This window comes from Pseudomonas sp. P1_C12, assembly GCF_056406435.1.
Genome location: NZ_JBFUAE010000002.1, coordinates 265,506 through 290,967 on the forward strand (window position 1 = coordinate 265,506; position 25,462 = coordinate 290,967).

The following is a 25,462-nucleotide window of genomic DNA, read 5'->3' on the forward strand; positions in this document are numbered from 1 at the left end:
ATTCGGTGCTGCACTCATTCAAGTGCCGCACCACCTGTGACTGCTGCTTGCATAGCCTTTCCGGATACCCGGTGCAGCTATGCAAGACTGCGTCCAGCGGATATTCCGCGGTGAGTCTTGCATGCAAGGCTCACGACGGGCCAAACCGCCGTGGTTTCTTATTATCTATTAACGCTTCTTGCGGTTGGCGATGTGGATGGCGCCGCCATTCACTGCCAAAGCAGCTTCGTGCAAGGCTTCAGACAGGGTCGGATGGGAGAAAACCATCATGCCCAGGTCTTCAGCGCTGGTGCCGAATTCCATACCGATCGCGCCCTGCTGAACCAGTTCTGCAGCGCTTGGGCCAATCACGTGGACGCCCAGTACGCGGTCTGTCTTGGCATCTGCGATGACCTTGACGAAACCACCGGTGTCGTTGGCAGCCATGGCACGGCCAGAGGCTGCGAACGGGAAGGTGCCGACGTTAACTTCAACGCCTTCAGCTTTCAAGGCCTGCTCGGTTTTACCAACCCACGCGATTTCCGGGTGAGTATAAATAACCGAAGGGATCAGGTCATAGTTCATCTGGGCCTTGTGGCCCTTGATGCGCTCGACAACCATGATGCCCTCTTCCGAGGCCTTGTGCGCCAGCATCATGCCGCGAACCACGTCGCCGATGGCGTAAACGCCCGGTACGGTGGTGGCGCAGTGATCGTCAACGTGCACGAAACCGCGCTCGTCCAGGGTCACGCCGCAGTCGGCAGCCAGCAGATCAGTGGTCACCGGACGGCGACCAACGGCTACGATCAGCTTGTCGAAAGTGATGTTCTGTTCGCCGTTGGAATCGGTGTAGTTCACCACGACTTCGTCGCCGTTCACTTTGGAACCGGTGACGCGAGCGCCCAGCTTGATGTCCAGACCCTGTTTGGTCAGGGTTTTCAGCGCTTCCTTGGAAACGGCGGCGTCAGCGGCCATCAGGAAGGTGTCCAGGGCTTCCAGGACAGTCACTTCTGCACCCAGACGCGACCAGACCGAACCCAGTTCCAGACCGATCACGCCAGCGCCGATCACGCCCAGACGTTTTGGAACGGTTTGGAATTCCAGGGCGCCAGTCGAATCGACGATCACATTCTGGTCGACCGGAGCCGGCGGAATGTCGATCGGACGCGAGCCTGGAGCCAGGATCACGTTCTCGGCCTGGATGACTTCTACCGAGCCGTCCGGCTTGGTGACTTCAACTTGCTTGCCGGCCAGCAGCTTGCCGTGACCTTCAATGGATGTCACACCGTTGGCTTTGAACAGGGTGGCGACACCGGAAGTCAGGCCTTTGACGATGGTGGCCTTGCGGCCGACCATTGCTGGCACGTCCATGGTCACGCCAGCGTGGTTGATACCGTGGATCGCGAAGCCTTCTTTGGCTTCCTTGTACTTCCAGGAGCTGTCCAGCAGGGCCTTGGATGGAATGCAGCCGACGTTCAGGCAAGTACCGCCCAGAGCCAGTTTGCCTTCCTTGTCGGTGTACTTCTCGATGCAGGCCGTCGAAAGACCAAGCTGCGCGGCCTTGATGGCAGCCACGTAACCGCCAGGGCCCGCACCGATCACTACTACGTCAAATTTCTGCGACATTCAAAAAATCCTCTTTAGCGAAAAGCTTCAAGCCGCGAGCGGCAAGCCAGGCTGCGGGTTTTCCGACAGCTCGACTTGCAGCTCATGGCTGCTTCGATCAGATATCCAGCAACAGACGAGCCGGATCTTCCAGCAGGTTCTTGATGGTCACCAGGAAGGTCACAGCTTCTTTGCCATCGATCAGACGGTGATCGTAGGACAGTGCCAGGTACATCATCGGACGGATAACGACCTGACCGTTGATGGCCATAGGACGCTGGATGATGTTGTGCATGCCCAGAATGGCGGCTTGTGGCGGGTTGACGATCGGAGTCGACATCATCGAACCGAAAGTACCACCGTTGGTGATGGTGAAAGTACCACCGGTCATTTCGTCCATCGACAGTTTGCCGTCGCGGGCTTTCTTGCCGAAGGTGGCGATGCCGCCTTCGATTTCAGCCAGGCTCATCAGTTCGGCGTTACGCAGAACCGGTACAACCAGGCCGCGATCGCTGGAAACTGCAACGCCGACGTCAGCGTAGCCGTGGTAAACGATGTCGCCGCCGTCGATCGACGCGTTGACAGCCGGGAAGCGCTTCAGCGCTTCGGTAGCTGCTTTCACGAAGAACGACATGAAGCCCAGGCGTACGCCGTTGTGGGACTTCTCGAACAGATCCTTGTACTTCGAACGCAACGCCATGACTTCGGTCATGTCGACTTCGTTGAACGTGGTCAGCATCGCCATGTTCGACTGAGCTTCAACCAGGCGCTTGGCAACGGTGGCCCGCACACGGGTCATCGGTACGCGCTTTTCGATGCGCTCGCCAGCAGCGAACACCGGAGCAGCAGCGGCAGGTGCAGCAGCCTTGGCAGGCGCGGCAGCCGGAGCGGCTTTCTTGGCAGCAACGGCTGCAACCACGTCTTCCTTGGTCACGCGACCGCCTTTGCCGGTGCCGGCAACGGAAGCGATGTTGATGCCGTTCTCTTCAGCCAGCTTGCGGGCAGCTGGAGCAGCAACAGGATCGTCTTCGCCTTCGGCAGCTGGAGCAGCAGCCTGGGCAGCAGCCGGAGCAGCGGCAGCAGCTGGAGCAGCAGCACCGCCAGCCTGGATGGAGCCCAGCACTTCGTCAGACAGAACGGTATCGCCTTCGTTCTTGACGATAGCGCCCAGCACGCCGTCAGCGGTAGCCAGCACTTCCAGCACGACTTTGTCGGTTTCGATGTCGACGATCAGTTCGTCGCGCTTGACCGCGTCGCCCGGTTGTTTGTGCCAGGTGGCAACGGTGCCATCGGCAACCGATTCCGGGAAAGTGGGGGCTTTGATCTCGATAGCCATTATCTGTGGTTCCTTAAATTCGGTTTCAGGTGCGCGAAGGCGTTAAACAGTAAAGGCGTCTTGCAGCAGTTGTTCCTGCTGCTCGGCGTGCATCGATGCGTAACCGCATGCAGGTGCAGCAGAAGCCTCACGGCCCGCGTACTCGAGTACGAGAGACTTGTTGAGGTTGCCGACGCTGCGACGCAAGTGGTGTTGGCTGCAGTACCAGGCACCCTGGTTCATCGGCTCTTCCTGACACCAAACGATATGTTTGAGGTTGGTATAAGGAGCCAGGACTTCATTCAAGTCGTCCTCAGGGAATGGGTACAGCTGCTCGATACGCACGACGGCGATGTCGTCACGACCTTCGGCACGGCGTTTTTCCAGCAGGTCGTAGTAGACCTTGCCGCTACACAGAACAATGCGCTCGACCTTTTTCGGGTCTTGGGCATCGATTTCCGGGATAACGGTCTGGAACGAACCTTCGGCCAGATCTTCCAGCGTCGAGATGGCCAGCTTGTGGCGCAGCAGCGACTTCGGAGTCAGGACTACCAATGGTTTGCGCAGCGGGCGAATCACCTGACGGCGCAGCAAGTGGTAGATCTGAGCCGGCGTCGTCGGCATGCACACCTGAATGTTGTGCTCGGCGCACAGCTGCAGGTAACGCTCCAGACGAGCCGAGGAGTGCTCCGGACCCTGGCCTTCATAACCGTGCGGCAGCAGCATGGTCAGACCGCACAGACGGCCCCACTTGTGCTCGCCACTGGTGATGAACTGGTCGATAACGACCTGGGCGCCGTTGGCGAAGTCGCCGAACTGGGCTTCCCAGATAACCAGGGCATTCGGCGTGGTGGTCGAGTAACCGTACTCGAACGCCAGTACCGCTTCTTCGGACAGGAACGAGTCGTACAGGTCAAAACGCGGCTGACCGTCGTACAGGTTCTGCAGCGGGATGTAGGTGCCCGCGTCTTTCTGGTTGTGCAGGACAGCATGGCGGTGCGAGAACGTACCGCGGCCGATGTCCTGACCCGTCATGCGAATCGGGTGGCCTTCGAACGCCAGGGTCGCGTACGCCATGGTTTCGGCGTAACCCCAGTTGATCGGCAGGCCGCCGGCTTGCATCTTCTGGCGGTCTTCGTAGATCTTGGCAACCTGGCGCTGAACCACGAAGCCTTCCGGGATTTCCAGCAGCTTGGCGGACAGTTCCTGCAAGGTCTTGAGGTCGAAACGCGTGTCGTGACGCGCGGTCCAGGCGTGACCCAGGTATGGGCGCCAGTCCACGAACAACTCTTTGTTCGGCTCCTTGACCAGGCTCTTCACTACGTGCAGACCGTTGTCCAGCGCGTTGCGGTATTCGTCGACTTTCGCCTGAACACGCTCTGCGTCCAGCACACCGCTCTGGGTCAGACGATCGGCATACAGCTCACGGGTGGTGCGCTGTTTGGTGATCTGCTGATACATCAGAGGCTGGGTGCCACTAGGTTCGTCGGCTTCGTTGTGGCCGCGACGACGGTAGCAGAACATGTCGATTACCACGTCACGCTTGAACTGCATGCGGTAGTCGATGGCCAGCTGCGTCACGAACAATACGGCTTCCGGATCATCGCCATTCACATGGAGGATCGGCGCCTGGATCATTTTCGCAACGTCGGTCGCGTACTCGGTGGAACGAGCGTCCAGCGGGTTGCTGATGGTGAAACCGACCTGGTTGTTGATCACGATGTGCACGGTACCGCCGGTTTTGAAACCGCGGGTCTGCGACATCTGGAAGGTTTCCATGACCACGCCCTGACCTGCGAATGCAGCGTCACCGTGGATGGAGATCGGCAGAACCTTCTCACCGGTCGGGTCGTTGCGACGATCCTGACGGGCGCGAACCGAACCCTCGACCACCGGGGAAACGATTTCCAGGTGGGACGGGTTGAACGCCATCGCCAGGTGAACTTCACCGCCAGTGGTCATCACGTTGGACGAGAAGCCCTGGTGGTATTTGACGTCACCGGAACCCAGCTCGACCTTCTTCTTGCCTTCGAACTCGTCGAACAGCTCGCGCGGGTTCTTGCCGAAGGTGTTGACCAGCACGTTCAGACGGCCACGGTGGGCCATGCCGATGACGATTTCCTTGGTGCCGTAGGAACCGGAACGCTGGATCAGCTCGTCGAGCATCGGAATCAGGCTCTCGCCGCCTTCCAGACCGAAACGCTTGGTACCCGGGTATTTGGTGCCCAGGTATTTTTCCAGGCCTTCGCCGGCGGTCACGCGCTCGAGCAGGTGGCTCTTGATGTCGGCGGAGTACGTCGGACGACCGCGCACGCTTTCCAGACGCTGCTGGAACCACTGGCGCTGCTCGGAATCGGTGATGTGCGTGAATTCAGCGCCGATGGTGCGGCAATATGTCTGCTGCAACGCTTCGTGAATTTCGCGTAGGCTCGCTTCCTCTTTGCCGATGAACAGGTCGCCGGCACGGAAGGTCGTATCAAGATCGGCATTGGTCAAGCCGTAATGATTGATCGACAGGTCTGCAGGTGCAGGACGCTGCCACAGTCCCAGCGGGTCAAGCTGGGCTGCCTGGTGGCCACGCATACGGTAGGCCTGGATCAATCGCAGCACTTCAACTTGCTTCTTCTCGTGCTCACTGCTCACGCTGCCGGCGGAAACCGGTTGGGCGCGGCGCTGGTTCTTTGCCAGCAAGACGAAATGATCGCGAATTGTGGAGTGCGAAACATCGGTGGCAGTGTTGCCGTCAGCAGGCAACTTCTGGAAGTAGGTGCGCCACTCTTCTGGCACAGCGTTAGGGTCGTGCAGGTAGAGCTCGTAGAGCTCTTCCACATAGGCAGCGTTACTACCGGATAGGTAGGCGCTGTTCCACATGCGCTGCATCACGCTTTCTTGCATGCTTGGTCACCCTCGGTTAGGGGAACACCATCGGTGTCGACACCGAGCAAACTTGCAGAAGTCCGAATGCAGCGACCAAAACAAGCCACTAGGATCACACTGATAGTCCGGGTACCAGCCCGGATGCCCCTGCTTGTCTCATTTCTTCAAAATAAGAGCCGCAGCCTTTTAAGCTGCTGCTCAGGTTAAAACTACGGCGCCGGTTGAAGCCCGCGCCGTAGCATCTACGGGTACTGCGGTCCTACGGGTACAGCAGCTGAATCACACGCCGCTCGAGAGCAACATGTTACGGATGTGACCGATGGCCTTAGTCGGGTTCAGGCCTTTCGGACATACGTTGACGCAGTTCATGATCCCGCGGCAGCGGAATACGCTGAACGGGTCATCCAGCGAAGCCAGACGCTCGGACGTCTTGGTGTCACGGCTGTCTGCCAGGAAGCGGTACGCTTGCAGCAGAGCAGCTGGACCCAGGAACTTGTCCGGGTTCCACCAGAAGGACGGGCAGGAAGTCGAGCAGCAAGCGCACAGGATGCACTCGTACAGACCGTCCAGCTTTTCACGCTCTTCAGGGGACTGCAGACGTTCGATGGCCGGAGCCGGCGTGTCGTTCTGCAGGTATGGCTTAACCTTCTCGTATTGCTTGTAGAAGATGCTCATATCGACGACCAGGTCACGGATAACCGGCAAACCTGGCAGAGGACGAACGATCAACTTGTTACCTTTTACGACGGCGGACAGCGGCGTGATGCACGCCAGACCGTTCTTGCCGTTGATGTTCATGCCGTCGGAACCGCAAACACCTTCACGGCAAGAGCGACGATAGGAGAAACCTTCGTCCTGCTCTTTGATCAGGGCCAGTACGTCCAGCACCATCAGGTCCTTACCACCGGTATCGACCTGGAATTCCTGCATGAACGGCGCGGCGTCCTGATCAGGGTTGTAACGATAAACGCTGACTTGCAACATGGCGGCCACCCTTAATAAGTCCGAATCTTAGGTTCAAAAGTCGGAACAGTCTTCGGCGAGAAGTTCACGGCACGCTTGGTCACGCGCTTGTCACCCGGGAAGTACAGGGTGTGGCACAGCCAGTTTTCGTCGTCACGATCTTCGAAGTCTTCACGGGCGTGAGCACCACGGGACTCTTTACGCACTTCTGCAGCGATGGCGGTGGCTTCGGCCACTTCCAGCAGGTTCTGCAGTTCCAGCGCTTCGATACGTGCAGTGTTGAACGCCTGCGACTTATCGTTGATCTTCACGTTGGCGATGCGCTTGCGCAGGTCAGCCAGCTGGGCAATACCCTTCTGCATGTATTCGCCGGTACGGAATACACCGAAGTAGTTCTGCATGCAGTTTTGCAGCTCGCGACGCAGGGTAGCCACGTCTTCACCTTCGGTACGCTCGTTCAGAGCGGACAGGCGCGCCAGGGCCGCATTGATGTCGGCGTCGGTGGCGTCGTCGTAGTCGATACCGTCGGTCAGTGCTTTTTCCAGGTGCAGGCCGGCAGCGCGGCCGAATACCACCAGGTCGAGCAGCGAGTTGCCGCCCAGACGGTTGGCACCGTGAACCGATACGCAAGCCACTTCACCCACTGCGAACAGACCAGGGATGATGGCATCAACACCATCAGCGTCCTGAGTGATCGCCTGACCGTGAATGTTGGTCGCAACGCCGCCCATCATATAGTGGCAGGTCGGAACAACCGGAACCGGAGCAACAACCGGGTCAACGTGCGCAAAAGTCTTCGACAGTTCGCAGATGCCTGGCAGACGGCTGTGCAGCACTTCCTCGCCCAGGTGGTCGAGTTTGAGCATCACGTGGTCGCCATTCGGACCGCAACCGTTGCCGGCGATGATTTCCTTAACCATCGAACGGGCAACGACGTCACGACCGGCAAGGTCTTTGGCGTTCGGAGCATAACGCTCCATGAAACGCTCGCCGTGCTTGTTGATCAGGTATCCACCTTCACCACGGCAACCTTCGGTAACCAGTACACCAGCGCCGGCGATACCGGTCGGGTGGAACTGCCACATTTCAATGTCTTGTACCGGCACGCCAGCACGCAGCGCCATACCAACGCCGTCACCGGTGTTGATCAGGGCGTTGGTGGTCGAAGCGTAGATACGGCCTGCACCGCCGGTCGCCAGCACGGTGGCTTTGGCGCGGATGTAGGTGGTTTCACCGGTTTCGATGCAGATCGCGATCACACCGACGAACTCGCCTTCGCCGTTCTTCACCAGATCAACCGCGTAGTACTCGTTCAGGAACACGGTACCGGCTTTCAGGTTGCCCTGATAAAGGGTGTGCAGCAGTGCGTGACCGGTACGGTCGGACGCAGCGCAAGTACGAGCAGCCTGGCCGCCCTTACCGTAATCCTTCGACTGACCGCCGAATGGACGCTGGTAGATACGACCCTGCTCGGTACGCGAGAATGGCATGCCCATGTGGTCCAGCTCGTAAACGGCAGCCGGGCCCTCCTGACACATGTATTCGATAGCGTCCTGGTCACCGATGTAGTCGGAACCCTTGACGGTATCGTACATGTGCCAGCGCCAGTCATCGTTCGGGTCAGCAGACGCGATTGCGCAGGTGATGCCGCCTTGAGCGGATACAGTGTGCGAGCGGGTCGGGAAAACCTTGGTGATCACGGCAGTCTTGTGACCGCCCTGTGCCAGTTGCAGCGCTGCGCGCATGCCGGCACCGCCACCACCAATAATGATGGCGTCGAAAGAAATCGTTGGAATGTTAGCCATGAATCAGATACCCCAGAGAATCTGCACACCCCAGACGAAGTAAGCGAACATCGCAACGCCGCATACTGCCTGGAAAAGGAAACGCACTGCAGTCGCGGACTTGCCCAGCGCCATCGGCGTCAGGTAGTCGGTCGCGATGGTCCACATGCCGACCCAGGCGTGAGCACCCAGGGCCACAAGGGCCAGCAGACTGAAGATACGCATCCCGTTGTGGGCGAACAGGCCGTGCCATTGGTCGTAGCCAATGCCCGGGTTCGCAGCAAGGTATCCGATCAGGAAAATGAAATAAGCCGCGAGAACGACCGCAGACACACGTTGCGCCATCCAGTCATACAGACCGGAACGCGAAAGGTTCGTAACGCTGGTTACCATATCCAAACTCCTGCCAGAACGATCAACACCACGGAAACGGCGATGATAATTTTCGAGCCCAGGCGGCCGCCTTCCAGCGTCTCACCGATGCCCATGTCCATAATCAAGTGGCGCACACCGGCTACCAGGTGATACAGAAGAGCGGACAGGAGGCCCCATGCTACGAACTTGGCCAGCGGGCTGGTCAAGCATGCCTTCACCTCGGCAAAACCTTCCTCGGAACCCAGGGATTTGCCCAATGCATAAAGCATGAAGCCAAGGCCCAGGAAGAGGATGATGCCGGAAACACGGTGAAGAAACGACGTAACGCCGGTGATGGGGAGTTTGATGGTCCTTAGGTCTAGGTTTACAGGTCGTTGGCTTTTCACGGCTTTTTTTTCACACTGAAGAGCCCCTAACAATCAGGGCAAAGTTGTTGGGGAGTGCACTGGTCAGGTAACCACCACCCAGGGATGCGACCCCCAATAAAGCAGGCCCAAAAGCCCCTGGCGGTCGGTGGCCGAGTATAGACAGTTAGGCTACTAATGACAACGCAAAGACCTAACCCAAACAGCTGATTGCGCAACTGACATAAAAGGCGTAAATGGCAGCCAATTTCGAGAAAAAAGTCCGGTTAAAGCCTTCTGGAGCAAGACTTTAGGCAAATTGACATTCGAATTTATCTCACTATAGTGGTGCGGGCCCTGCGTGGGGGGTCTGTCTGATGATTTCAAGCATAAATAGGAGGCCACATGGCTGACAAAAAAGCGCAGTTGATCATCGAGGGCGCAGCCCCCGTCGAGCTGCCCATTTTAACCGGCACCGTTGGTCCCGATGTTATCGATGTTCGGGGCCTGACGGTCACGGGCCGTTTCACCTTTGACCCGGGTTTCATGTCGACCGCCTCGTGCGAGTCGAAGATCACCTATATTGATGGCGACAACGGCATTCTGCTGCACCGCGGCTACCCGATCGAACAGTTGGCCGAGAAGTCGGACTATCTGGAGACCTGCTACCTGCTGCTCAACGGCGAACTGCCGACCGCAGAACAGAAGGCACAGTTCGTCAGCACCGTGAAGAACCACACCATGGTCCACGAGCAGCTGAAGACCTTCTTCAACGGCTTCCGTCGCGACGCCCACCCGATGGCCGTCATGTGCGGCGTAGTCGGTGCCCTCTCGGCCTTCTACCACGACTCCCTGGACATCAAGAACCCGCAGCATCGCGAAATTTCCGCGATCCGCCTGGTTGCCAAGATGCCGACCCTGGCAGCAATGGTTTACAAGTACTCCATGGGCCAACCCATGATGTACCCGCGCAACGACCTGTCGTACGCGGAAAACTTCCTGCACATGATGTTCAACACCCCGTGCGAGATCAAACCGATCAGCCCGGTACTCGCCAAGGCCATGGACCGGATCTTCATCCTCCATGCCGACCACGAGCAGAACGCATCGACTTCCACCGTGCGCCTGGCGGGCTCTTCGGGCGCCAACCCGTTCGCCTGTATCGCCGCCGGTATCGCTGCACTGTGGGGCCCTGCCCACGGAGGTGCAAACGAAGCCGTTCTGACCATGCTTGACGAGATTGGCGATGTTTCGAACATCGACAAGTACATCGCCAAGGCCAAGGACAAGAACGATCCGTTCAAACTGATGGGCTTCGGTCACCGGGTTTACAAAAACCGCGACCCACGTGCCACCGTCATGAAGCAGACCTGCGACGAAGTACTGAAGGAACTGGGCATCAACAACGATCCGCAACTCGAACTGGCCATGCGCCTGGAAGAGATCGCGCTGACCGACCCTTACTTCATCGAGCGCTCGCTGTACCCGAACGTCGACTTCTACTCGGGGATCATCCTCAAGGCGATCGGCATTCCAACCAGCATGTTCACCGTGATCTTCGCCCTGGCGCGGACCGTCGGCTGGATCTCCCACTGGAAAGAAATGCTCTCCAGCCCGTACAAGATCGGCCGTCCGCGCCAGCTGTACACCGGCTACGAGTCGCGTGATATCACCAAGCTGGAAGACCGCAAGTAAGCGCTATCTTGCTGTAGGGTGTTGAGTTGTACCGGGAACGGCCTCTGCTTTTTATATAAAGAGCAGGAGGCCGTTTTTGTTTGTGCGCTTTGTCGCGTTTTTTTTTGATCGAGCGCATATCCGTTTCTTCGGTAACGGCCACTTAGGGTTCCGCTCTTACAGCGGGTCACTTGGAAAAGCGGAACGCCGCCCGGCCCCAAGTAACCAAGGGCTCTTGCCCCTGACATTCGGTGCCTCGCCTAGGCTCGGCATTCCCTCGCTCCGGTCCTGCTCCGTGGGCCCGCCGCCATCGGCCATCCATGGCCGGGGGCGGCCTACCGGCCGGCCTGTTTGCTGGGGTCGTTCGTCTGTGAGGTACCTGGTCGGCTGGCAGGCCGCCATCGCGAGCAAGCTCGCTCCCACAGAAGAGCAAAGACAGAGCGGTGTACACAGTCGCTCTTCACCACTCATCAGGCCGAGCGTTAGCTCGCCTGCAGCTTTTGATCTTGATCCACCCGCCCCCTCGGGAGGCTGAACGGAGGTGTTCATCCGGGGATGGGCGCGCAGCGCCGTTCGACGCAGTCGAACTCATTGCATGTAGGTCGAAGCGAAGCCGACCGGAGGGCAATGCCCCGGATGAATACCGCAGCGAGGGGCCGTACGTAAGGGGCGAGACCTTTGGTTACTTTGGGGCGTTTGCCAAAGTGACCCGCTGTAAGAGCGGAACCATAAGCCGCCGTTACCGCAGGAATGGATATGTACGCGGTCAACAAAAGACAGGTCGGCTGTCAGGCCGCCTTCGCGAGCAGGCTAGTTCCTACAGTAAATCGGCACATCCACGAAATTCAGGTCGATTACCGCCCAATAAAAAAATGCCCCGATCTCTCGACCAGGGCATTTCCAAACAACACAACTTAAACAGTCAAACCCAAACGCTTAGTGCGAAACAGCACCACTCGCCCCAAGACCCGTCTGCGAACGAACAAACTGCGGGAAGAACAGCGCCCGCTCATTGTCCGCAGCAGTGGACTTGTCGGTAACCGAGAAGAACCAGATCCCGACAAAGGCAATCATCATCGAGAACAGCGCCGGGTACTCATACGGGAAGATGGCCTTCTCGTGATGCAGGATCTGCACCCAGATAGTCGGACCAAGCACCATCAGGCCCACGGCACTGATCAGCCCCATCCACCCACCGATCATCGCACCGCGAGTGGTCAGCTTCTTCCAGTACATGGAAAGCAGCAGCACCGGGAAGTTGCAGCTCGCCGCGATGGAGAACGCCAGGCCCACCATGAACGCAATGTTCTGGCTCTCGAACAGGATACCCAGGCCAATTGCCAGCACCGCCAAGAAGATGGTGGTGATTTTCGAGACGCGAATCTCGTCCTTCTCGTTGGCCTTGCCTTTCTTGATCACGCTGGCGTACAGGTCGTGGGACACCGCCGAAGCACCGGCCAGGGTCAGACCGGCAACCACTGCCAGAATGGTCGCGAACGCTACCGCCGAGATGAAGCCCAGGAAGATACTGCCGCCCACCGCGTTGGCCAGGTGCACCGCCGCCATGTTGTTACCACCCAACAAGGCGCCAGCAGCGTCTTTGAAGGCCGGGTTGGTGCTGACCAGCAGGATCGCGCCGAAGCCGATGATGAAGGTCAGGATGTAGAAGTAACCAATGAAACCGGTTGCGTACAACACGCTCTTGCGGGCTTCTTTTGCGTCACTCACGGTGAAGAAGCGCATCAGGATGTGCGGCAGGCCAGCGGTACCGAACATCAGCGCCAGACCGAGGGAAAACGCCGAGACCGGATCTTTCACCAGACCGCCCGGGCTCATGATCGCTTCAGCTTTCGGGTGAACCTTGATCGCCTCGGAGAACAGCATGTTGAAGTCGAAGTTGACGTGCTTCATCACCATCAGTGCCATGAAGGAAGCACCGGACAGCAGCAGGACTGCCTTGATGATCTGCACCCAGGTGGTCGCCAGCATGCCGCCGAACAACACGTACAGGCACATCAGAATACCGACCAGGATCACCGCAACGTGGTAATCGAGACCGAACAACAACTGGATCAGCTTGCCGGCACCGACCATTTGCGCGATCAGGTAGAACGCCACCACCACCAGCGAACCGCAAGCGGACAGCGAGCGGATCTGGGTTTGCCCCAGGCGATAGGACGCCACGTCGGCAAAGGTGTATTTGCCCAGGTTACGCAGGCGCTCGGCGATCAGGAACAGAATGATCGGCCAGCCCACCAGGAAACCGATCGAATAGATCAGGCCGTCGTAGCCGGAGGTGAACACCAGCGCGGAAATACCCAGGAAGGACGCTGCCGACATGTAGTCACCGGCAATCGCCAGACCGTTCTGGAAACCGGTGATCTTGCCGCCAGCGGCATAGTAGTCGGCTGCCGAATTATTACGCTTGGAAGCCCAATAGGTGATGCACAGGGTGGCACCGACGAAGGCGACAAACATCAAGATCGCCGACACATTAAGCGGTTGCTTCTGCACGGCACCGGTCAGGGCGTCAGCCGCCCAGGCGCCAGGCGCGAAAGCTGCGATACTCAAAAGAGCCATTAGACGGCGGATCATTGCTGAGCCTCCTTGAGAATCGCATTGTTCAGGTCGTCGAATTCGCCGTTGGCGCGTCGTACGTAAATACCGGTCAGGACGAAAGCCGAAACAATCAGCCCGACACCGATCGGTATGCCCCAGGTAATCGAGGACTCAGGGCTGATTTTCGCCCCCAGCACCTGCGGTCCATAGGCAATCAGAAGGATGAATCCGGAGTAAAGCCCTAGCATGATCGCCGACAGAATCCAGGCGAATCGTTCCCTCTTGCTAACCAGCTCCTTGAAGCGCGGGCTGTTTTGAATCGAGAGGTAAATGCTGTCGTTCATTGTTTTTATCCTCGCAGCACAGATTGAGTTGCAACGGTATCCACTCTATGCGGCTGCGGGGCAGGTTCCAGACGACCTTAGTCTTAGACCCACATGGTGTTTTCGCCAATTATCAGCATGAACATATAAATGTAGGAGCGAGCCTGCTCGCGATAGCGTCGTGTCAGGCGACTTCTCAGTTAACTGACAGACTGCTATCGCGAGCAGGCTCGCTCCTACAGAGTACAGCGACGTGCCTGTTATTTAGTCCAGTCAGCAACACGATCAGGGTGTTTGGCGACCCAATCCTTCGCCGCCGCTTCAGGCTTGGCACCGTCCTGGATCGCCAGCATCACCTGGCCGATTTCATCCTTGGATTCCCACTGGAAGTTCTTCAGGAACTTGGCCACTTCCGGCGCCTTGGCCTCCAGGCCTTTGCTGCCGATGCTGTTCACGGTTTCAGCCGCGCCATACACGCCTTTCGGATCTTCGAGGAAGCGCAGTTTCCACTTGGCGAACATCCAGTGCGGCACCCAGCCGGTCACTGCGATGGATTCGTTCTTCTTCTCGGCACGGGTCAGCTCGGCGATCATGCCGGCGCCAGAACTGGCCTTGAGTTGATAGCCGGTCAGGTCGTAGTCCTTGATCGCCTGATCGGTCTTGAGCATCACGCCCGAACCGGCGTCGATGCCGACAATGCGGTTCTTGAAGGTGTCGTCGGTCTTGAGGTCGTCAATGGACTTCGCCTTGACGTATTCCGGCACGATCAGGCCGATTTTCGCGTCCTTGAAGTTCGGGCCGTAATCGACGACCTGATCCTTGTTCTTCGTCCAGTAATCGCCGTGGGTCACCGGCAGCCAGGCCGACAGCATGGCGTCGAGCTTGCCGGTGGCCACGCCTTGCCACATGATCCCGGTGGCGACGGCTTGCAGCTTCACGTCATAACCGAGTTTCTGCCTGATCACTTCGGCAGCCACGTTGGTCGTGGCAACACTGTCCGACCAGCCGTCGACATAACCGATCGTCACTTCCTTCCCAGCGGCACTGGCCACGGTAGAACTGATCGCCAGCACCAAAGCGGCACCTGCGCCCAAGAGTCGTCGCATCTTCATCGTTACTTCCCCGAAAGTGCTGCGCTCGACGGATGCCGAGTCGCTTAAACGTATTGTTATGGTGCACAGCGCCCCCATCACGCCTTACCGCAAACTCGTTCGAACATCAGCGGAGTACTGACGCCTTCGATGATCAACCTGACGCTCTTGGCGACCTGCTCTGCCAGCGACCTCAAGGCAACGAGAAACGACATCAGAACGCCATTAATCTTGAGCGCGACCAACGCACCGCAGACTCCGCCCGAACTTTGCATATCAAAATCATGCAAGCCACCAAGCACACGGTAAATGCAGGTAACATGCGCCGCTTTGCTCCCACACGGCCTTTCCATGTCCGCGACATCCCGCTTCCCTTTTGCTGCTTATCTATTCGCTTGCCTGCTCGGGCTGTTTGCCCTGGGCGGCTTCTGGTACGGCCTCGGCAAACCGGTGATATTGCCGGACGTGGCCAGCGCAACGCACAAGCTGCAATGCGCGTCCTACACGCCGTTCGACAAAGACCAATCGCCGTTCGACCAGCCCTTCAAGCTGCGCCCCGAGCGCATGGATGCCGACCTCGCGCTGCTGTCCAAAAGCTTCGAATGCATCCGCACCTATTCCATGACCGGCCTCGAAGCCCTGCCGGAACTGGCGCGCAAGCACGGCTTGAAAATGATGATTGGCGCTTGGGTCAACAGCAACCCGGTGGACACGGAAAAAGAAGTCGACCTGCTGATCGCCTCGGCCAATGCCAACCCGGATGTGGTGAGCGCCGTGATCGTCGGCAACGAAACCCTGCTGCGCAAGGAAGTCACTGGCGCGCAATTGGCGAAACTGATCAACAAGGTCCATAGCCAGGTCAAACAGCCTGTCACCTATGCCGACGTCTGGGAGTTCTGGCTCAAGCACCCGGAAATCGCCCCCGCCGTGGACTTCCTGACCATCCATTTGCTGCCGTACTGGGAAGATGATCCATCGAACATCGACGCCGCCCTGCAACATGTGGCCGAAGTACGCCAGGTGTTCGGCAACAAGTTCGCGCCCAAGGATGTACTGATTGGCGAAACCGGCTGGCCCAGCGAAGGCCGTCAGCGCGAAACAGCGCTGCCGAGCCGGGTCAACGAAGCCAGGTTCATTCGCGGTTTTGTCGCCATGGCCGAGCAACGGGGCTGGCACTACAACCTGATCGAAGCCTTCGACCAGCCATGGAAACGCGCCAGTGAAGGTGCAGTGGGTGGTTACTGGGGGCTGTTCGATGCCGATCGCCAGGACAAGGGCGTGCTGGCCGGGCCAGTGACAAACGTACCCTACTGGTCGCAATGGCTGGCGGTGGGTGGCTTGATCTTCATCGGCACGTTGCTGCTCGGCGGCAGGGTTCGCACGACGCGTTCGGCGCTGGTGCTGCCCTTGCTCGGCGCGTTGGCGGCGTGTTCGATAGGCGCCTGGGGTGACCTGGCACGGGTGACCACGCGTTTTACCAGTGAATGGCTATGGGTCGGATTGCTGACCGCGCTGAATCTGCTGGTGCTGGCCCATGCTGCGCTGACGTTGAGCCCTCGTACCGGTTGGCGCGGCCAGGCTTTCAACTTGCTGGAACGCCGTGCTGGCTGGCTGGTTGCAACGACAGGTTTCGCTGCAGCCGTGATGATGCTGGAACTGCTGTTCGATCCGCGTTATCGCAGCTTCCCGAGTGTCGCGTTCATCGTGCCGGCGCTGGTTTATCTGTGCCGCCCGGTGAATGTGCCGCGCCGCGAGATTGCGTTGCTGACCTTCATCATCGGTGCCGGCATTGCGCCGCAGTTGTTTCGTGAAGGCTTGCAGAATCAGCAGGCCTGGGGTTGGGCGCTGGTGAGTGTGTTGATGGTGGCAGCATTGTGGCGTTGCTTGCGCGTTCGCAAGGCTTAACTCTTTAGCGACCTGACTGGCCTCATCGCGAGCAAGCTCGCTCCCACATTTGATCTTTGTCGCACGCAAATTTTGTGTTCACTGAAGATCTACTGTGGGAGCGACGGTGCGGCGATCCGACCTGCTCGCGAAAGCGTCGGCTCAGACGCCGCGAGACTCTCTGACCAACCGCAACCCCGCTATCACCACCGCAAACACCGCCAGCGTCGTGTTGTACAACGCCAGCGCCGGAAACCCGAACACCAGCGCCAGCACCGCCAGCCACCAGCCTGCCCGCCCCGGCACGACAAAGCCGATGATCGCCGCGCCCAGCGCAGCCCAGCCCAGAACGCCGAAATGGATCATCAGCCCCAGATTCGATCGCACCTGGCATTCCCAGCGACTTGCCTCATCCACGCAAATGCCGACCCACTGTGCATCCTCCATGAAGCCATAACGCGCGCCATAACTGGCGGCCAGCCATACAGGCAGCAATACAAGCAGCAGAATCACGGGCAGACGGCGAGACATGAAACACTCCAATTGGCGAAAAACGGCGGCCAGCTTAATCGCCCGAAGGCGTTTCGCAAGCGATAACAACTGTTAACTGGTCTTTCAATCGCGGCGAAGTGTATCGTCCAGCTACTACTACTGCACAATCAGGCCTGTTTCGTGCCGATGGTTGGCACTTTGGCGCAGATCCGATGGTCATAGCCTGCGAAATTCATTCGGCACCTTCTTCTAAGGGATTTAGTCATGCTCCGTTCCTTGCGCTTCGCCGCCCTGTTTGGCGGCCTTATTTTGAGTGCGTCCGCACTGGCGGTCGATATAGATGCCGCCAGTTATGGCTACCCCCTGACCAACCCGTTCGAGGCGACCATCGCGACCACGCCGCCGGACTTGCGTCCGGAGTTGCCCCTGGACGATGACATCGATCAGACAGTGCGCAGCGTCACCTTGCGTCCGGAACGGGCGTTCGAATTGCCGGACAATTTCTGGGCGGTCAAGAAACTCGACTACCGCATTGCCACGCAGGATCACGCCGCACCGCTGATTTTCCTGATCGCCGGCACCGGTGCGCGCTATGACAGCAGCCTGAATGAATACCTGAAGAAGCTCTATTACAAAGCCGGCTACCACGTGGTGCAGTTGTCATCGCCTACCAGCTATGACTTCATGAGCGCCGCATCACGCTTCGCCACGCCGGGTGTGTCCAAGGAAGATGCCGAAGATTTGTACCGGGTGATGCAGGCCGTGCGGGCACAGAACCCGAAAGTGCCGGTCACCGATTACTACCTGACCGGCTACAGCCTGGGTGGACTGGATGCCGCTTTCGTCGCGCACCTGGACGAAACCCGCCGCAGCTTCAACTTCAAGAAAGTCCTGCTGCTCAACCCGCCGGTCAACCTCTACACCTCGATCACCAACCTCGACAAGCTGGTCCAGACCGAGGTCAAGGGCATCAACAACAGCACCACGTTCTATGAACTGGTACTGAACAAACTGACCCGCTACTTCCAGCAGAAGGGCTACATCGACCTCAACGACGCCCTGCTCTACGACTTCCAGCAGTCCAAACAGCACCTGACCAACGAACAGATGGCCATGCTGATCGGTACCTCGTTCCGCTTTTCGGCAGCCGACATCGCCTTCACTTCAGACCTGATCAACCGTCGCGGCCTGATCACCCCACCCAAGTTCCCGATCACCGAGGGCACCAGCCTCACGCCATTCCTCAAGCGTGCACTGCAATGCGACTTCGACTGCTACATCACCGAACAAGTCATCCCGATGTGGCGCGCCCGTACCGACGGTGGCAGCCTGCTGCAACTGATTGACCAGGTGAGCCTGTATGCGCTGAAGGACTATCTGCACGACAGCCCGAAAATCGCCGTCATGCACAACGCCGACGACGTGATCCTCGGCCCTGGCGACCTCGGTTTCCTGCGCCGGACCTTCGGCGATCGCCTGACCGTTTACCCGCTGGGCGGCCATTGCGGCAACATTAACTACCGCGTCAACAGCGACGCCATGCTGGAGTTCTTCCGTGGCTAAATACCTCCTGCTTTTCGCAGCGTTACTCTGTGCAGGCGTCGCCAATGCCGACAACAGCAAAGCCAACGCCCCCGTGGTCGTCGACAGTGATGGTTTCAAGGAACCGCTGAGCAAACTCAAATTCAACCCGGGCCTGGACCAGCGCGAGTTCGAGCGTTCGACGCTCAGCGCGCTGGCCGTCTACGATCCGCTGGAAGAGTGGAACCGGCGCGTCTATCACTTCAACTACCGCTTCGACCAATGGGTGTTCCTGCCGGTGGTCAATGGTTACCGCTACGTCACCCCGAGCTTTCTGCGTACCGGTGTCAGCAACTTCTTCAACAATCTCGGCGACGTGCCGAACCTGTTGAACAGCCTGCTGCAACTCAAGGGCCAGCGCTCGATGGAGACCACCGGACGCCTGCTGCTCAACACCACCATCGGCATCGCCGGCCTGTGGGACCCGGCCACCGCCATGGGTCTGCCGCGCCAAAGCGAAGACTTCGGCCAGACCCTGGGCTTCTACGGCGTGCCGGGCGGCGCTTATTTCGTCCTGCCGATCCTCGGTCCGTCGAACCTGCGCGACACCGGCGGCCTGGCGGTGGATTACACGGCCGAGAATGCGATCAACTTCCTCAACGTGGCCGAAGTCAGTTCCAACCATCCGGAAGTCTGGATCCTGCGCAGCATCGACAAGCGCCACCAGACCACCTTCCGCTATGGCCAGACGAACTCGCCATTCGAATACGAGAAAGTGCGTTACGTCTACACCGAGGCGCGCAAGTTGCAGATCGCCGAGTAATCCCGGCACCCCAAAAACACTGTGGGAGCGAGCCTGCTCGCTCCCACACTTGTCAGGTGTTGTCTTTAGCTTTTCAGTGCTTTCCAGATTTTGCTGGCAGCCAAAACGCCCACCAACACCGTCGCCCCAGCCACAATCCCCGCCAACCCATTGAGCAGCATCGACACGAAAAACCCGCCACCGCCCGCCCCGGCGCTGACATTTTCGATCCAGTGATGCACCACCGACACACCGTGGGTCAGGATGCCGCCACCGACCAGAAACATCGCCGCGGTGCCGATCACCGACAGGCTCTTCATCATGTACGGCGCAGCACGCAGAATGGCGCCACCGATGCTTTTCGCCATCTGCCCGGGCTTTTGAGTCAACCAGAGTCCAAGGTCATCCAGCTTGACGATACCCGCCACCAGGCCATAGACGCCGATGGTCATGACGATTGCGATCCCCGACAGCACGATGACTTGCTGGCTCAACGGCGCACCGGCCACGGTGCCGAGGGTGATGGCGATGATTTCTGCCGAGAGAATGAAGTCGGTGCGGATCGCGCCCTTGATCTTGTCCTTTTCGAACGCCACCAGATCCACCGCCGGGTCTGCCACCGCCTCGACCAGTTCAGCATGTTCGACCTGATCTTCGGCCTTGCTGTGCAGAAACTTGTGGGCGAGTTTTTCAAACCCTTCGAAGCACAGATAGGCACCGCCGACCATCAACAATGGCGTGACCAGCCACGGAATGAACGCACTGATGGCCAGCGCCGACGGCACCAGGATCAGTTTATTGATGAACGAACCCTTGGCGACCGCCCAGACCACCGGGATTTCCCGCTCGGCACGCACGCCGCTGACTTGCTGGGCATTGAGGGCAAGGTCGTCACCGAGTACGCCGGCCGTTTTCTTGGCGGCCATTTGGGTCATCAATGACACGTCGTCCAGTACGGCGGCGATGTCGTCAATCAGCACCAGCAAACTGCTTCCTGCCATAAATCGGGTTTCCTTCTGCAATGAATGCGCAGCAGCATAGCGCGGCATAACGGGTCGCGGTGCATTCTTGAGCGTCGCGCGAGGCCGGTGATACCATGCGCAACCGCCAGAACAGGCAAGGAATCACCCGGTTTATGAGCACTATCCGCGAGCGCAACAAACAACTGATCCTGCGTGCCGCCAGTGAGGAATTCGCCGACAAAGGCTTCGCTGCGACCAAAACCAGCGACATCGCAGCCAAGGCGGGATTGCCCAAGCCCAACGTCTACTACTACTTCAAATCCAAGGAAAACCTCTACCGCGAGGTCCTGGAAAGCATCATCGAGCCCATCCTGCAGGCGTCGACACCGTTCAACGCCGACGGCGTGCCCAGCGAAGTGCTCAGTGGCTACATCCGCTCGAAAATCCGCATTTCCCGCGACCTGCCCTTCGCCTCCAAGGTGTTCGCCAGCGAAATCATGCACGGCGCCCCGCATTTGAGCCCCGACCTGGTCGAGCAGCTCAACGGCCAGGCCAGGCACAACATCGACTGCATCCAGACCTGGATCGACCGCGGGCAAATCGCCCCCATCGACCCCAACCACCTGATGTTCAGCATCTGGGCCGCGACCCAGACCTACGCCGACTTCGACTGGCAGATCACCGCCATCACCGGCAAGGCCAGGCTGGATGAAGAAGATTACGAAGCGGCAGCGCAGACGATTATCCGGTTGGTGCTCAAGGGGTGTGAGCCGGACTGATAGCGGCCCAGGATCAATGCCGACTCGGCAGTCCATGAAAACTGCCGGTCGGGATTGCATGTTTCCGCCCTCTAAACCTTCGGCAGCGGATTCAACGCCACGGCTGCCCCGGGTTTTCTGAAGAAGATCCAGTAGACAACCGTGAGGATCAGCAGGAAAGGCACACCGAATACCAAGGTCATTTTGAAGGCATCGGTGAAGTAGGTGGTGATCATCACCGCGCCCATCAGCAACAACCCCAACAGCGTGGTGTATCCAGCGGTCGCTGCAGCATGCCTTCCAGCGACTCGCTCATGGCGACGCGGGTGATCACCACCTGGACTTTGCGACAGTCGCCAGAGATCTCCAGCATCTGGTTCTCATTCGGGGAAATGATCCCCCCTTGATCGCGGTTGGATCTCACCACGCTGCCGTTCTTGCTCAGTTCCTGCTCGCCCACCAACGGCAAACTCAGGCTGTAGCTGCTGAAGTGTTCGGCGTCTTCGATATCGATGGTGACATCGGTGCCATATGAGAGAGTGCCCAGGGTCGTAGCCATCGACTTGAACACATTGGCGCTGTGATGAAAGCGGATCCGCTCAGGCGTCGAAGTCTGGAGGCGGTGCGGCCCGCAGATACCAGACATCCAGTTCCTTGCACCCTCGAGGTCATAGTGATCGATACAAATGTCGCGAAACTGCGGATCAGCGTTGCTACTCATCACGACGCACCCACGGCAATATTTTTCAGCGCGCTCTGATAGCGCGTATCAGGCTTGAAAAGAGCAAGTTCCACGCCACAAAACGGCTGTTTTGTCAGTTTAAAAAGCCCCGTAACTCATTGAATGTCGGGGCTTTTGTCAGGGGAAGGCTATTGAACCACCGGCAAGGCCCTATCCTTGGCCATACGCATCCGGTAAAAGCCGAAGATGATCAACATCCACACCGGTATGGCGAAGACTGAAGCACGTATCCCTGGAATCATCAGCATGACGCAGACGATCATGGCCATGAAGGCCAGGCACAGGTAATTACTGTAGGGGAACCAGAACGCTTTGAAACCCGGCACGATGCCTTGCTGGCCCATGACTTTGCGAAATTTCAGGTGCGTCAGGCTGATCATCGCCCAGTTGATCATCAGCGATGCGACCACCAGTGCAAAGAGCAACTCAAGCGCTTCATGCGGGGCGAGGTAGTTAACCAGCACGGACAGCATGGTGATCAACGCAGATACGCCCAGCGCCAGTAGGGGCACGCCCTGCTTGTTCAGTTTCATCAGCGCCTTGGGCGCGTCGCCCTGTTCGGCCAGACCATAGAGCATGCGGCTGTTGCAGTAGACGCCACTGTTATAGACAGAGAGCGCCGCGGTGAGCACCACGAAGTTGAGGATGTGCGCTGCGGTGTCGCTGCCGATCAAGGAGAAGATCTGCACGAACGGGCTGCCGCTATAGGCATCGCCCGAAGCGCCCAGTGTCTGTAGCAGTTGATCCCACGGATACAGCGATAGCAACACGGTGAGTGCGCCGACGTAGAAGATCAGCACGCGATAAACCACCTGGTTGATCGCCTTGGGAATCACTTTTCCCGGCTCGCTGGCTTCAGCGGCGGTGATACCGACCAGCTCCAGACCGCCGAAGGAGAACATGATGAACGCCATGGACATCAGCAATCCGGTGGTGCCGTTGGGAAAGAAGCCGCCGTGACTCCACAGATTGCTGACTGAGGCCTGCGGGCCGCCCGTTCCGCTGAACAACATGTAACAGCCCAGGGCAATCATGCCAATGATCGCTACGACCTTGATGATTGCAAACCAAAACTCCATCTCGCCGAAGACTTTGACGTTCATCATATTGATCAAATTGACCAGGACGAAGAACACCGCCGCGCTGACCCAAGAGGGGATTTCCGGCCACCAGAACTGCACGTACTTGCCGACAGCCGTCAACTCGGCCATGCCCACCAGCACATACAGCACCCAGTAGTTCCAGCCGGACAGAAAGCCGGCATAGCCGCCCCAGTACTTGTGGGCAAAATGACTGAAGGAGCCGGCTACCGGTTCCTCGACTATCATCTCGCCCAGCTGGCGCATGATCAGAAAGGCAATGAAGCCGGCAATCGCATAGCCGAGGATCATCGACGGCCCGGCCGATTTGAGTACTCCGGCAGAGCCGAGAAACAACCCGGTACCTATCGCTCCGCCCAATGCGATCAGCTGAATATGACGATTTTTCAGCCCTCGCTTGAGCTCGCCTTGTCGCAAGATTTCATCCGCCATCTGGTTACCTTCTAATTGTTATGGTCAGGCATGGTTTGAATGCATCAATTTATTCAATTGCCGCTCGGTTTAAGCGTTCAGACATTACTCTCGGTAAATTAGAGAGTTGAGCGCACTCGCCACAACTCCGGGAACAACACGGTATCGAGCATCTTGCGCAGATAACCGACACCTTCTGTGCCGCCAGTCCCTGGTTGAAAGCCGATGATCCGCTCGACTGTGGTCACATGCCGGAAGCGCCATTGACGGAACGAATCCTCAAGGTCGATGAGTTTCTCCGCCAACTGATAGAGATCCCAATAACGCGAAGGGTCGGTGTAGACCTCGCGCCAGGCTGCTTCGACTGACGCGTCATGCGCCGTCGGACTGGTCGGATCGCGCTCGAAACGCTGTGGGTCGATGGTCAAGCCAGCGCGGACCATCAAGCGAATCGCCTCGTCATACAGCGACGGTGTGGCAATCGCTTTTTCAAGCGACTGCAACAGTTCCGGCCGATGCGCATGGGGGCGCAACAGGGTCGCGCTTTTATTGCCCAGAATGAATTCGATCTCGCGGTACTGGAACGACTGGAAGCCCGATGACTGCCCCAGAAAGGGCCGTATCGCGTGGTACTCGGTGGGTGTCATGGTGGCCAACACCGTCCAGGCATGCACCAGTTGATCAAAAATCCGCGAGACCCGCGCCAGCATCTTGAAAGCGGGTGGCAACTCTCCCAGTCGAATGTGTTCACGGGCGGCTTTGAGCTCGTGCAGCATCAGCTTCATCCACAGCTCTGACGTCTGATGCTGGATGATGAACAGCATCTCGTTATGGTCCGGAGATAACGGGTGCTGTGCGCTGAGAATGCGCCCCAGATCCAGGTAGTCGCCGTAGCTCATGGAGTCGGAAAAATTCAGCTCGGCGTTATGCCATTCTTCCGTCTGGTTTGCAGGTGAATAGGGGCATTGGCTCATTGAGTCGGCTCCTCAAGTTGCAGTTTATTCAGTGGATTATTCAGTGGACGCAAAATCGCCCTGACCGGACTGGCGTCCAGATGGGCAAAACGCAGCGGCAGCGCGATCAATTCATAGTCCCCTTCCGGGACGTCATCGAGCACGATGCCCTCGAGGATGGCCATGCCATGTCGGGCTACGGCATTGTGCGAATCCATGGTTTTGGATTGCTGAGGGTCCAGCGACGGCGTATCGATACCGATCAAGCGCACGCCGAGGCTCGCCAGCAGGTCGACGGTTTCTTTGGCGACTGCGGTGAAATCCGGATCCCAGGAGCTCAACGGCGCTTGTCGCCAGGTGCGCAGCAGCACCCGTTCAGGCAGGTCTTGCAAGCGACCTTCAAGCTGCTCGGGGTGCACCAGCCGGCCGCTGTTCAGGCAATGCAGCACACGGCAAGGCCCCATATAGACATCGAGTGACACATCGCCAATGGCCGCGCCATCAGCGCTGTAATGCAGCGGCGCGTCGACATGGGCACCCGTGTGAGGCGACAGGGTGATACGCCCGACATTCACCGGACACTCGGGTCCGAAGCTCCACACACGCTCTTCCTGAAAAGGTGTGTCACCCGGCCAGGTAGGTGTAGCGGTGCTCAAAGGCGGGCTGATATCCCACCACGATAGTGTTGTTTTCATTGCAAAGCTCTCGGCTTGTTCCGAGAGAATGATACGAGTGATACCTGTGAATATTCTTGCGAAAATATTCGGCAATACCCAAATGTTTCGCACAAAATTCTAAAAAACAGGAATTTACCGGATGGAAATTTCAACGGGAAAAGCAGGCAGCTAAAAAGCTGTTCTGGGGCGAAAGTGCGGAGGAAAGTAGTTCGCGAATGGCTGCGCGAAATGGCGCAGACTTTCAGCTGGATGAGTCTGGGAGATTGCTTTC

Annotated in this window: 20 protein-coding genes and 2 pseudogenes; 5 read left to right on the forward strand and 17 right to left on the reverse strand. The window is 58.4% G+C overall.

All coding sequences use genetic code 11. From position 1 onward, the window contains the following. Positions 1-168: 168 nt before the first annotated feature. The 7 genes from lpdA to sdhC all read right to left on the reverse strand — a co-directional run bounded on the left by lpdA (position 169) and on the right by sdhC (position 9,284). Positions 169-1,605 carry a dihydrolipoyl dehydrogenase gene (lpdA, locus tag AC1D19_RS04195; RefSeq protein ID WP_477762478.1) on the reverse strand — a complete coding sequence of 479 codons (1,437 nt, stop codon included), beginning with the start codon at positions 1,603-1,605 and terminating at the stop codon, positions 169-171. 97 nt (positions 1,606-1,702) lie between these two features. Continuing rightward, positions 1,703-2,920, reverse strand: a complete 1,218-nt coding sequence (gene odhB / locus AC1D19_RS04200; RefSeq protein ID WP_477755728.1) for a 2-oxoglutarate dehydrogenase complex dihydrolipoyllysine-residue succinyltransferase — start codon at positions 2,918-2,920, stop codon at positions 1,703-1,705. 42 nt (positions 2,921-2,962) lie between these two features. Continuing rightward, the gene (locus AC1D19_RS04205; RefSeq protein ID WP_477760054.1) at positions 2,963-5,794 is read right to left on the reverse strand and encodes a 2-oxoglutarate dehydrogenase E1 component; all 2,832 of its coding nucleotides are present in this window, start codon (positions 5,792-5,794) and stop codon (positions 2,963-2,965) included. A 261-nt stretch (positions 5,795-6,055) separates the two neighbouring features. After that, the gene (locus AC1D19_RS04210) at positions 6,056-6,760 is read right to left on the reverse strand and encodes a succinate dehydrogenase iron-sulfur subunit (protein WP_003223007.1); all 705 of its coding nucleotides are present in this window, start codon (positions 6,758-6,760) and stop codon (positions 6,056-6,058) included. A gap of 11 nt (positions 6,761-6,771) precedes the next feature. Continuing rightward, positions 6,772-8,544: a succinate dehydrogenase flavoprotein subunit gene (gene sdhA, locus AC1D19_RS04215; RefSeq protein WP_477762479.1), complete on the reverse strand. Its 1,773-nt coding sequence runs from the start codon at positions 8,542-8,544 to the stop codon at positions 6,772-6,774. Positions 8,545-8,547: 3 nt separating this feature from the next. Continuing rightward, positions 8,548-8,916, reverse strand: a complete 369-nt coding sequence (gene sdhD / locus AC1D19_RS04220; protein ID WP_007977503.1) for a succinate dehydrogenase, hydrophobic membrane anchor protein — start codon at positions 8,914-8,916, stop codon at positions 8,548-8,550. Continuing rightward, complete coding sequence (gene sdhC / locus AC1D19_RS04225; RefSeq protein ID WP_015096190.1) at positions 8,910-9,284, reverse strand: succinate dehydrogenase, cytochrome b556 subunit; 375 nt, start codon at positions 9,282-9,284, stop codon at positions 8,910-8,912. Before sdhC ends, sdhD begins: the two co-directional genes overlap by 7 nt. Before the next feature lie 363 nt (positions 9,285-9,647). Here sdhC and gltA point away from each other — a divergent pair, with 363 nt between their 5' ends. Further along, positions 9,648-10,937: a citrate synthase gene (gltA, locus tag AC1D19_RS04230; RefSeq protein ID WP_477754857.1), complete on the forward strand. Its 1,290-nt coding sequence runs from the start codon at positions 9,648-9,650 to the stop codon at positions 10,935-10,937. Positions 10,938-11,852: 915 nt separating this feature from the next. On the opposite strand, the gene AC1D19_RS04235 is transcribed toward gltA, so the two are convergent. The 3 genes from AC1D19_RS04235 to AC1D19_RS04245 all read right to left on the reverse strand — a co-directional run bounded on the left by AC1D19_RS04235 (position 11,853) and on the right by AC1D19_RS04245 (position 14,910). Further along, a complete protein-coding gene (locus tag AC1D19_RS04235; RefSeq protein ID WP_477754858.1) occupies positions 11,853-13,511 on the reverse strand; it encodes a cation acetate symporter in 1,659 nt (552 codons plus the stop codon). Then, entirely contained in the window at positions 13,508-13,819 is a 312-nt protein-coding gene (locus tag AC1D19_RS04240; RefSeq protein WP_110746318.1) for a DUF485 domain-containing protein, read from the reverse strand. Before AC1D19_RS04240 ends, AC1D19_RS04235 begins: the two co-directional genes overlap by 4 nt. A 239-nt stretch (positions 13,820-14,058) precedes the next feature. Beyond that, on the reverse strand, positions 14,059-14,910 hold the full coding sequence (locus AC1D19_RS04245; RefSeq protein ID WP_477754859.1) for a glycine betaine ABC transporter substrate-binding protein: 852 nt from the start codon (positions 14,908-14,910) through the stop codon (positions 14,059-14,061). A gap of 288 nt (positions 14,911-15,198) precedes the next feature. Here AC1D19_RS04245 and AC1D19_RS04250 point away from each other — a divergent pair, with 288 nt between their 5' ends. Further along, positions 15,199-16,794, forward strand: coding sequence for a glycoside hydrolase family 17 protein (locus AC1D19_RS04250; RefSeq protein ID WP_477762480.1), 1,596 nt, complete (start codon positions 15,199-15,201; stop codon positions 16,792-16,794). Between the two features lie 141 nt (positions 16,795-16,935). Here AC1D19_RS04250 and AC1D19_RS04255 read toward each other — a convergent pair whose 3' ends face one another. Continuing rightward, positions 16,936-17,304: a hypothetical protein gene (locus AC1D19_RS04255; protein ID WP_477762481.1), complete on the reverse strand. Its 369-nt coding sequence runs from the start codon at positions 17,302-17,304 to the stop codon at positions 16,936-16,938. A gap of 225 nt (positions 17,305-17,529) precedes the next feature. Here AC1D19_RS04255 and AC1D19_RS04260 point away from each other — a divergent pair, with 225 nt between their 5' ends. Both AC1D19_RS04260 and AC1D19_RS04265 read left to right on the forward strand, forming a co-directional pair. Then, positions 17,530-18,828 carry a serine/threonine protein kinase gene (locus tag AC1D19_RS04260; protein ID WP_477762482.1) on the forward strand — a complete coding sequence of 433 codons (1,299 nt, stop codon included), beginning with the start codon at positions 17,530-17,532 and terminating at the stop codon, positions 18,826-18,828. Beyond that, complete coding sequence (locus AC1D19_RS04265) at positions 18,821-19,609, forward strand: MlaA family lipoprotein (protein WP_477754863.1); 789 nt, start codon at positions 18,821-18,823, stop codon at positions 19,607-19,609. The genes AC1D19_RS04260 and AC1D19_RS04265 overlap by 8 nt, the downstream gene beginning before the upstream one ends. Positions 19,610-19,674: 65 nt before the next feature. Here the strand turns inward: AC1D19_RS04265 and AC1D19_RS04270 are convergent, their stop codons facing one another. Beyond that, positions 19,675-20,589 carry a DUF808 domain-containing protein gene (locus AC1D19_RS04270; RefSeq protein WP_477762483.1) on the reverse strand — a complete coding sequence of 305 codons (915 nt, stop codon included), beginning with the start codon at positions 20,587-20,589 and terminating at the stop codon, positions 19,675-19,677. Between the two features lie 134 nt (positions 20,590-20,723). Here AC1D19_RS04270 and AC1D19_RS04275 point away from each other — a divergent pair, with 134 nt between their 5' ends. Then, positions 20,724-21,329, forward strand: a complete 606-nt coding sequence (locus tag AC1D19_RS04275; protein ID WP_477762484.1) for a TetR/AcrR family transcriptional regulator — start codon at positions 20,724-20,726, stop codon at positions 21,327-21,329. 71 nt (positions 21,330-21,400) lie between these two features. Here AC1D19_RS04275 and AC1D19_RS04280 read toward each other — a convergent pair. The 5 genes and pseudogenes from AC1D19_RS04280 to kynB all read right to left on the reverse strand — a co-directional run. Further along, positions 21,401-21,583: pseudogene (locus AC1D19_RS04280) on the reverse strand (amino acid permease); the annotation flags it as partial. Then, a pseudogene (locus AC1D19_RS04285) lies at positions 21,577-22,029 on the reverse strand (cupin domain-containing protein); the annotation flags it as partial. The pseudogenes AC1D19_RS04280 and AC1D19_RS04285, both read right to left, overlap by 7 nt. Positions 22,030-22,178: 149 nt before the next feature. Further along, the gene (locus AC1D19_RS04290) at positions 22,179-23,582 is read right to left on the reverse strand and encodes an amino acid permease (protein WP_477762485.1); all 1,404 of its coding nucleotides are present in this window, start codon (positions 23,580-23,582) and stop codon (positions 22,179-22,181) included. A 98-nt stretch (positions 23,583-23,680) separates the two neighbouring features. Then, positions 23,681-24,535, reverse strand: coding sequence for a tryptophan 2,3-dioxygenase (gene kynA / locus AC1D19_RS04295; RefSeq protein WP_477762486.1), 855 nt, complete (start codon positions 24,533-24,535; stop codon positions 23,681-23,683). Then, the gene (gene kynB / locus AC1D19_RS04300; RefSeq protein ID WP_477762487.1) at positions 24,532-25,209 is read right to left on the reverse strand and encodes an arylformamidase; all 678 of its coding nucleotides are present in this window, start codon (positions 25,207-25,209) and stop codon (positions 24,532-24,534) included. Before kynB ends, kynA begins: the two co-directional genes overlap by 4 nt. Positions 25,210-25,462 lie beyond the last annotated feature (253 nt).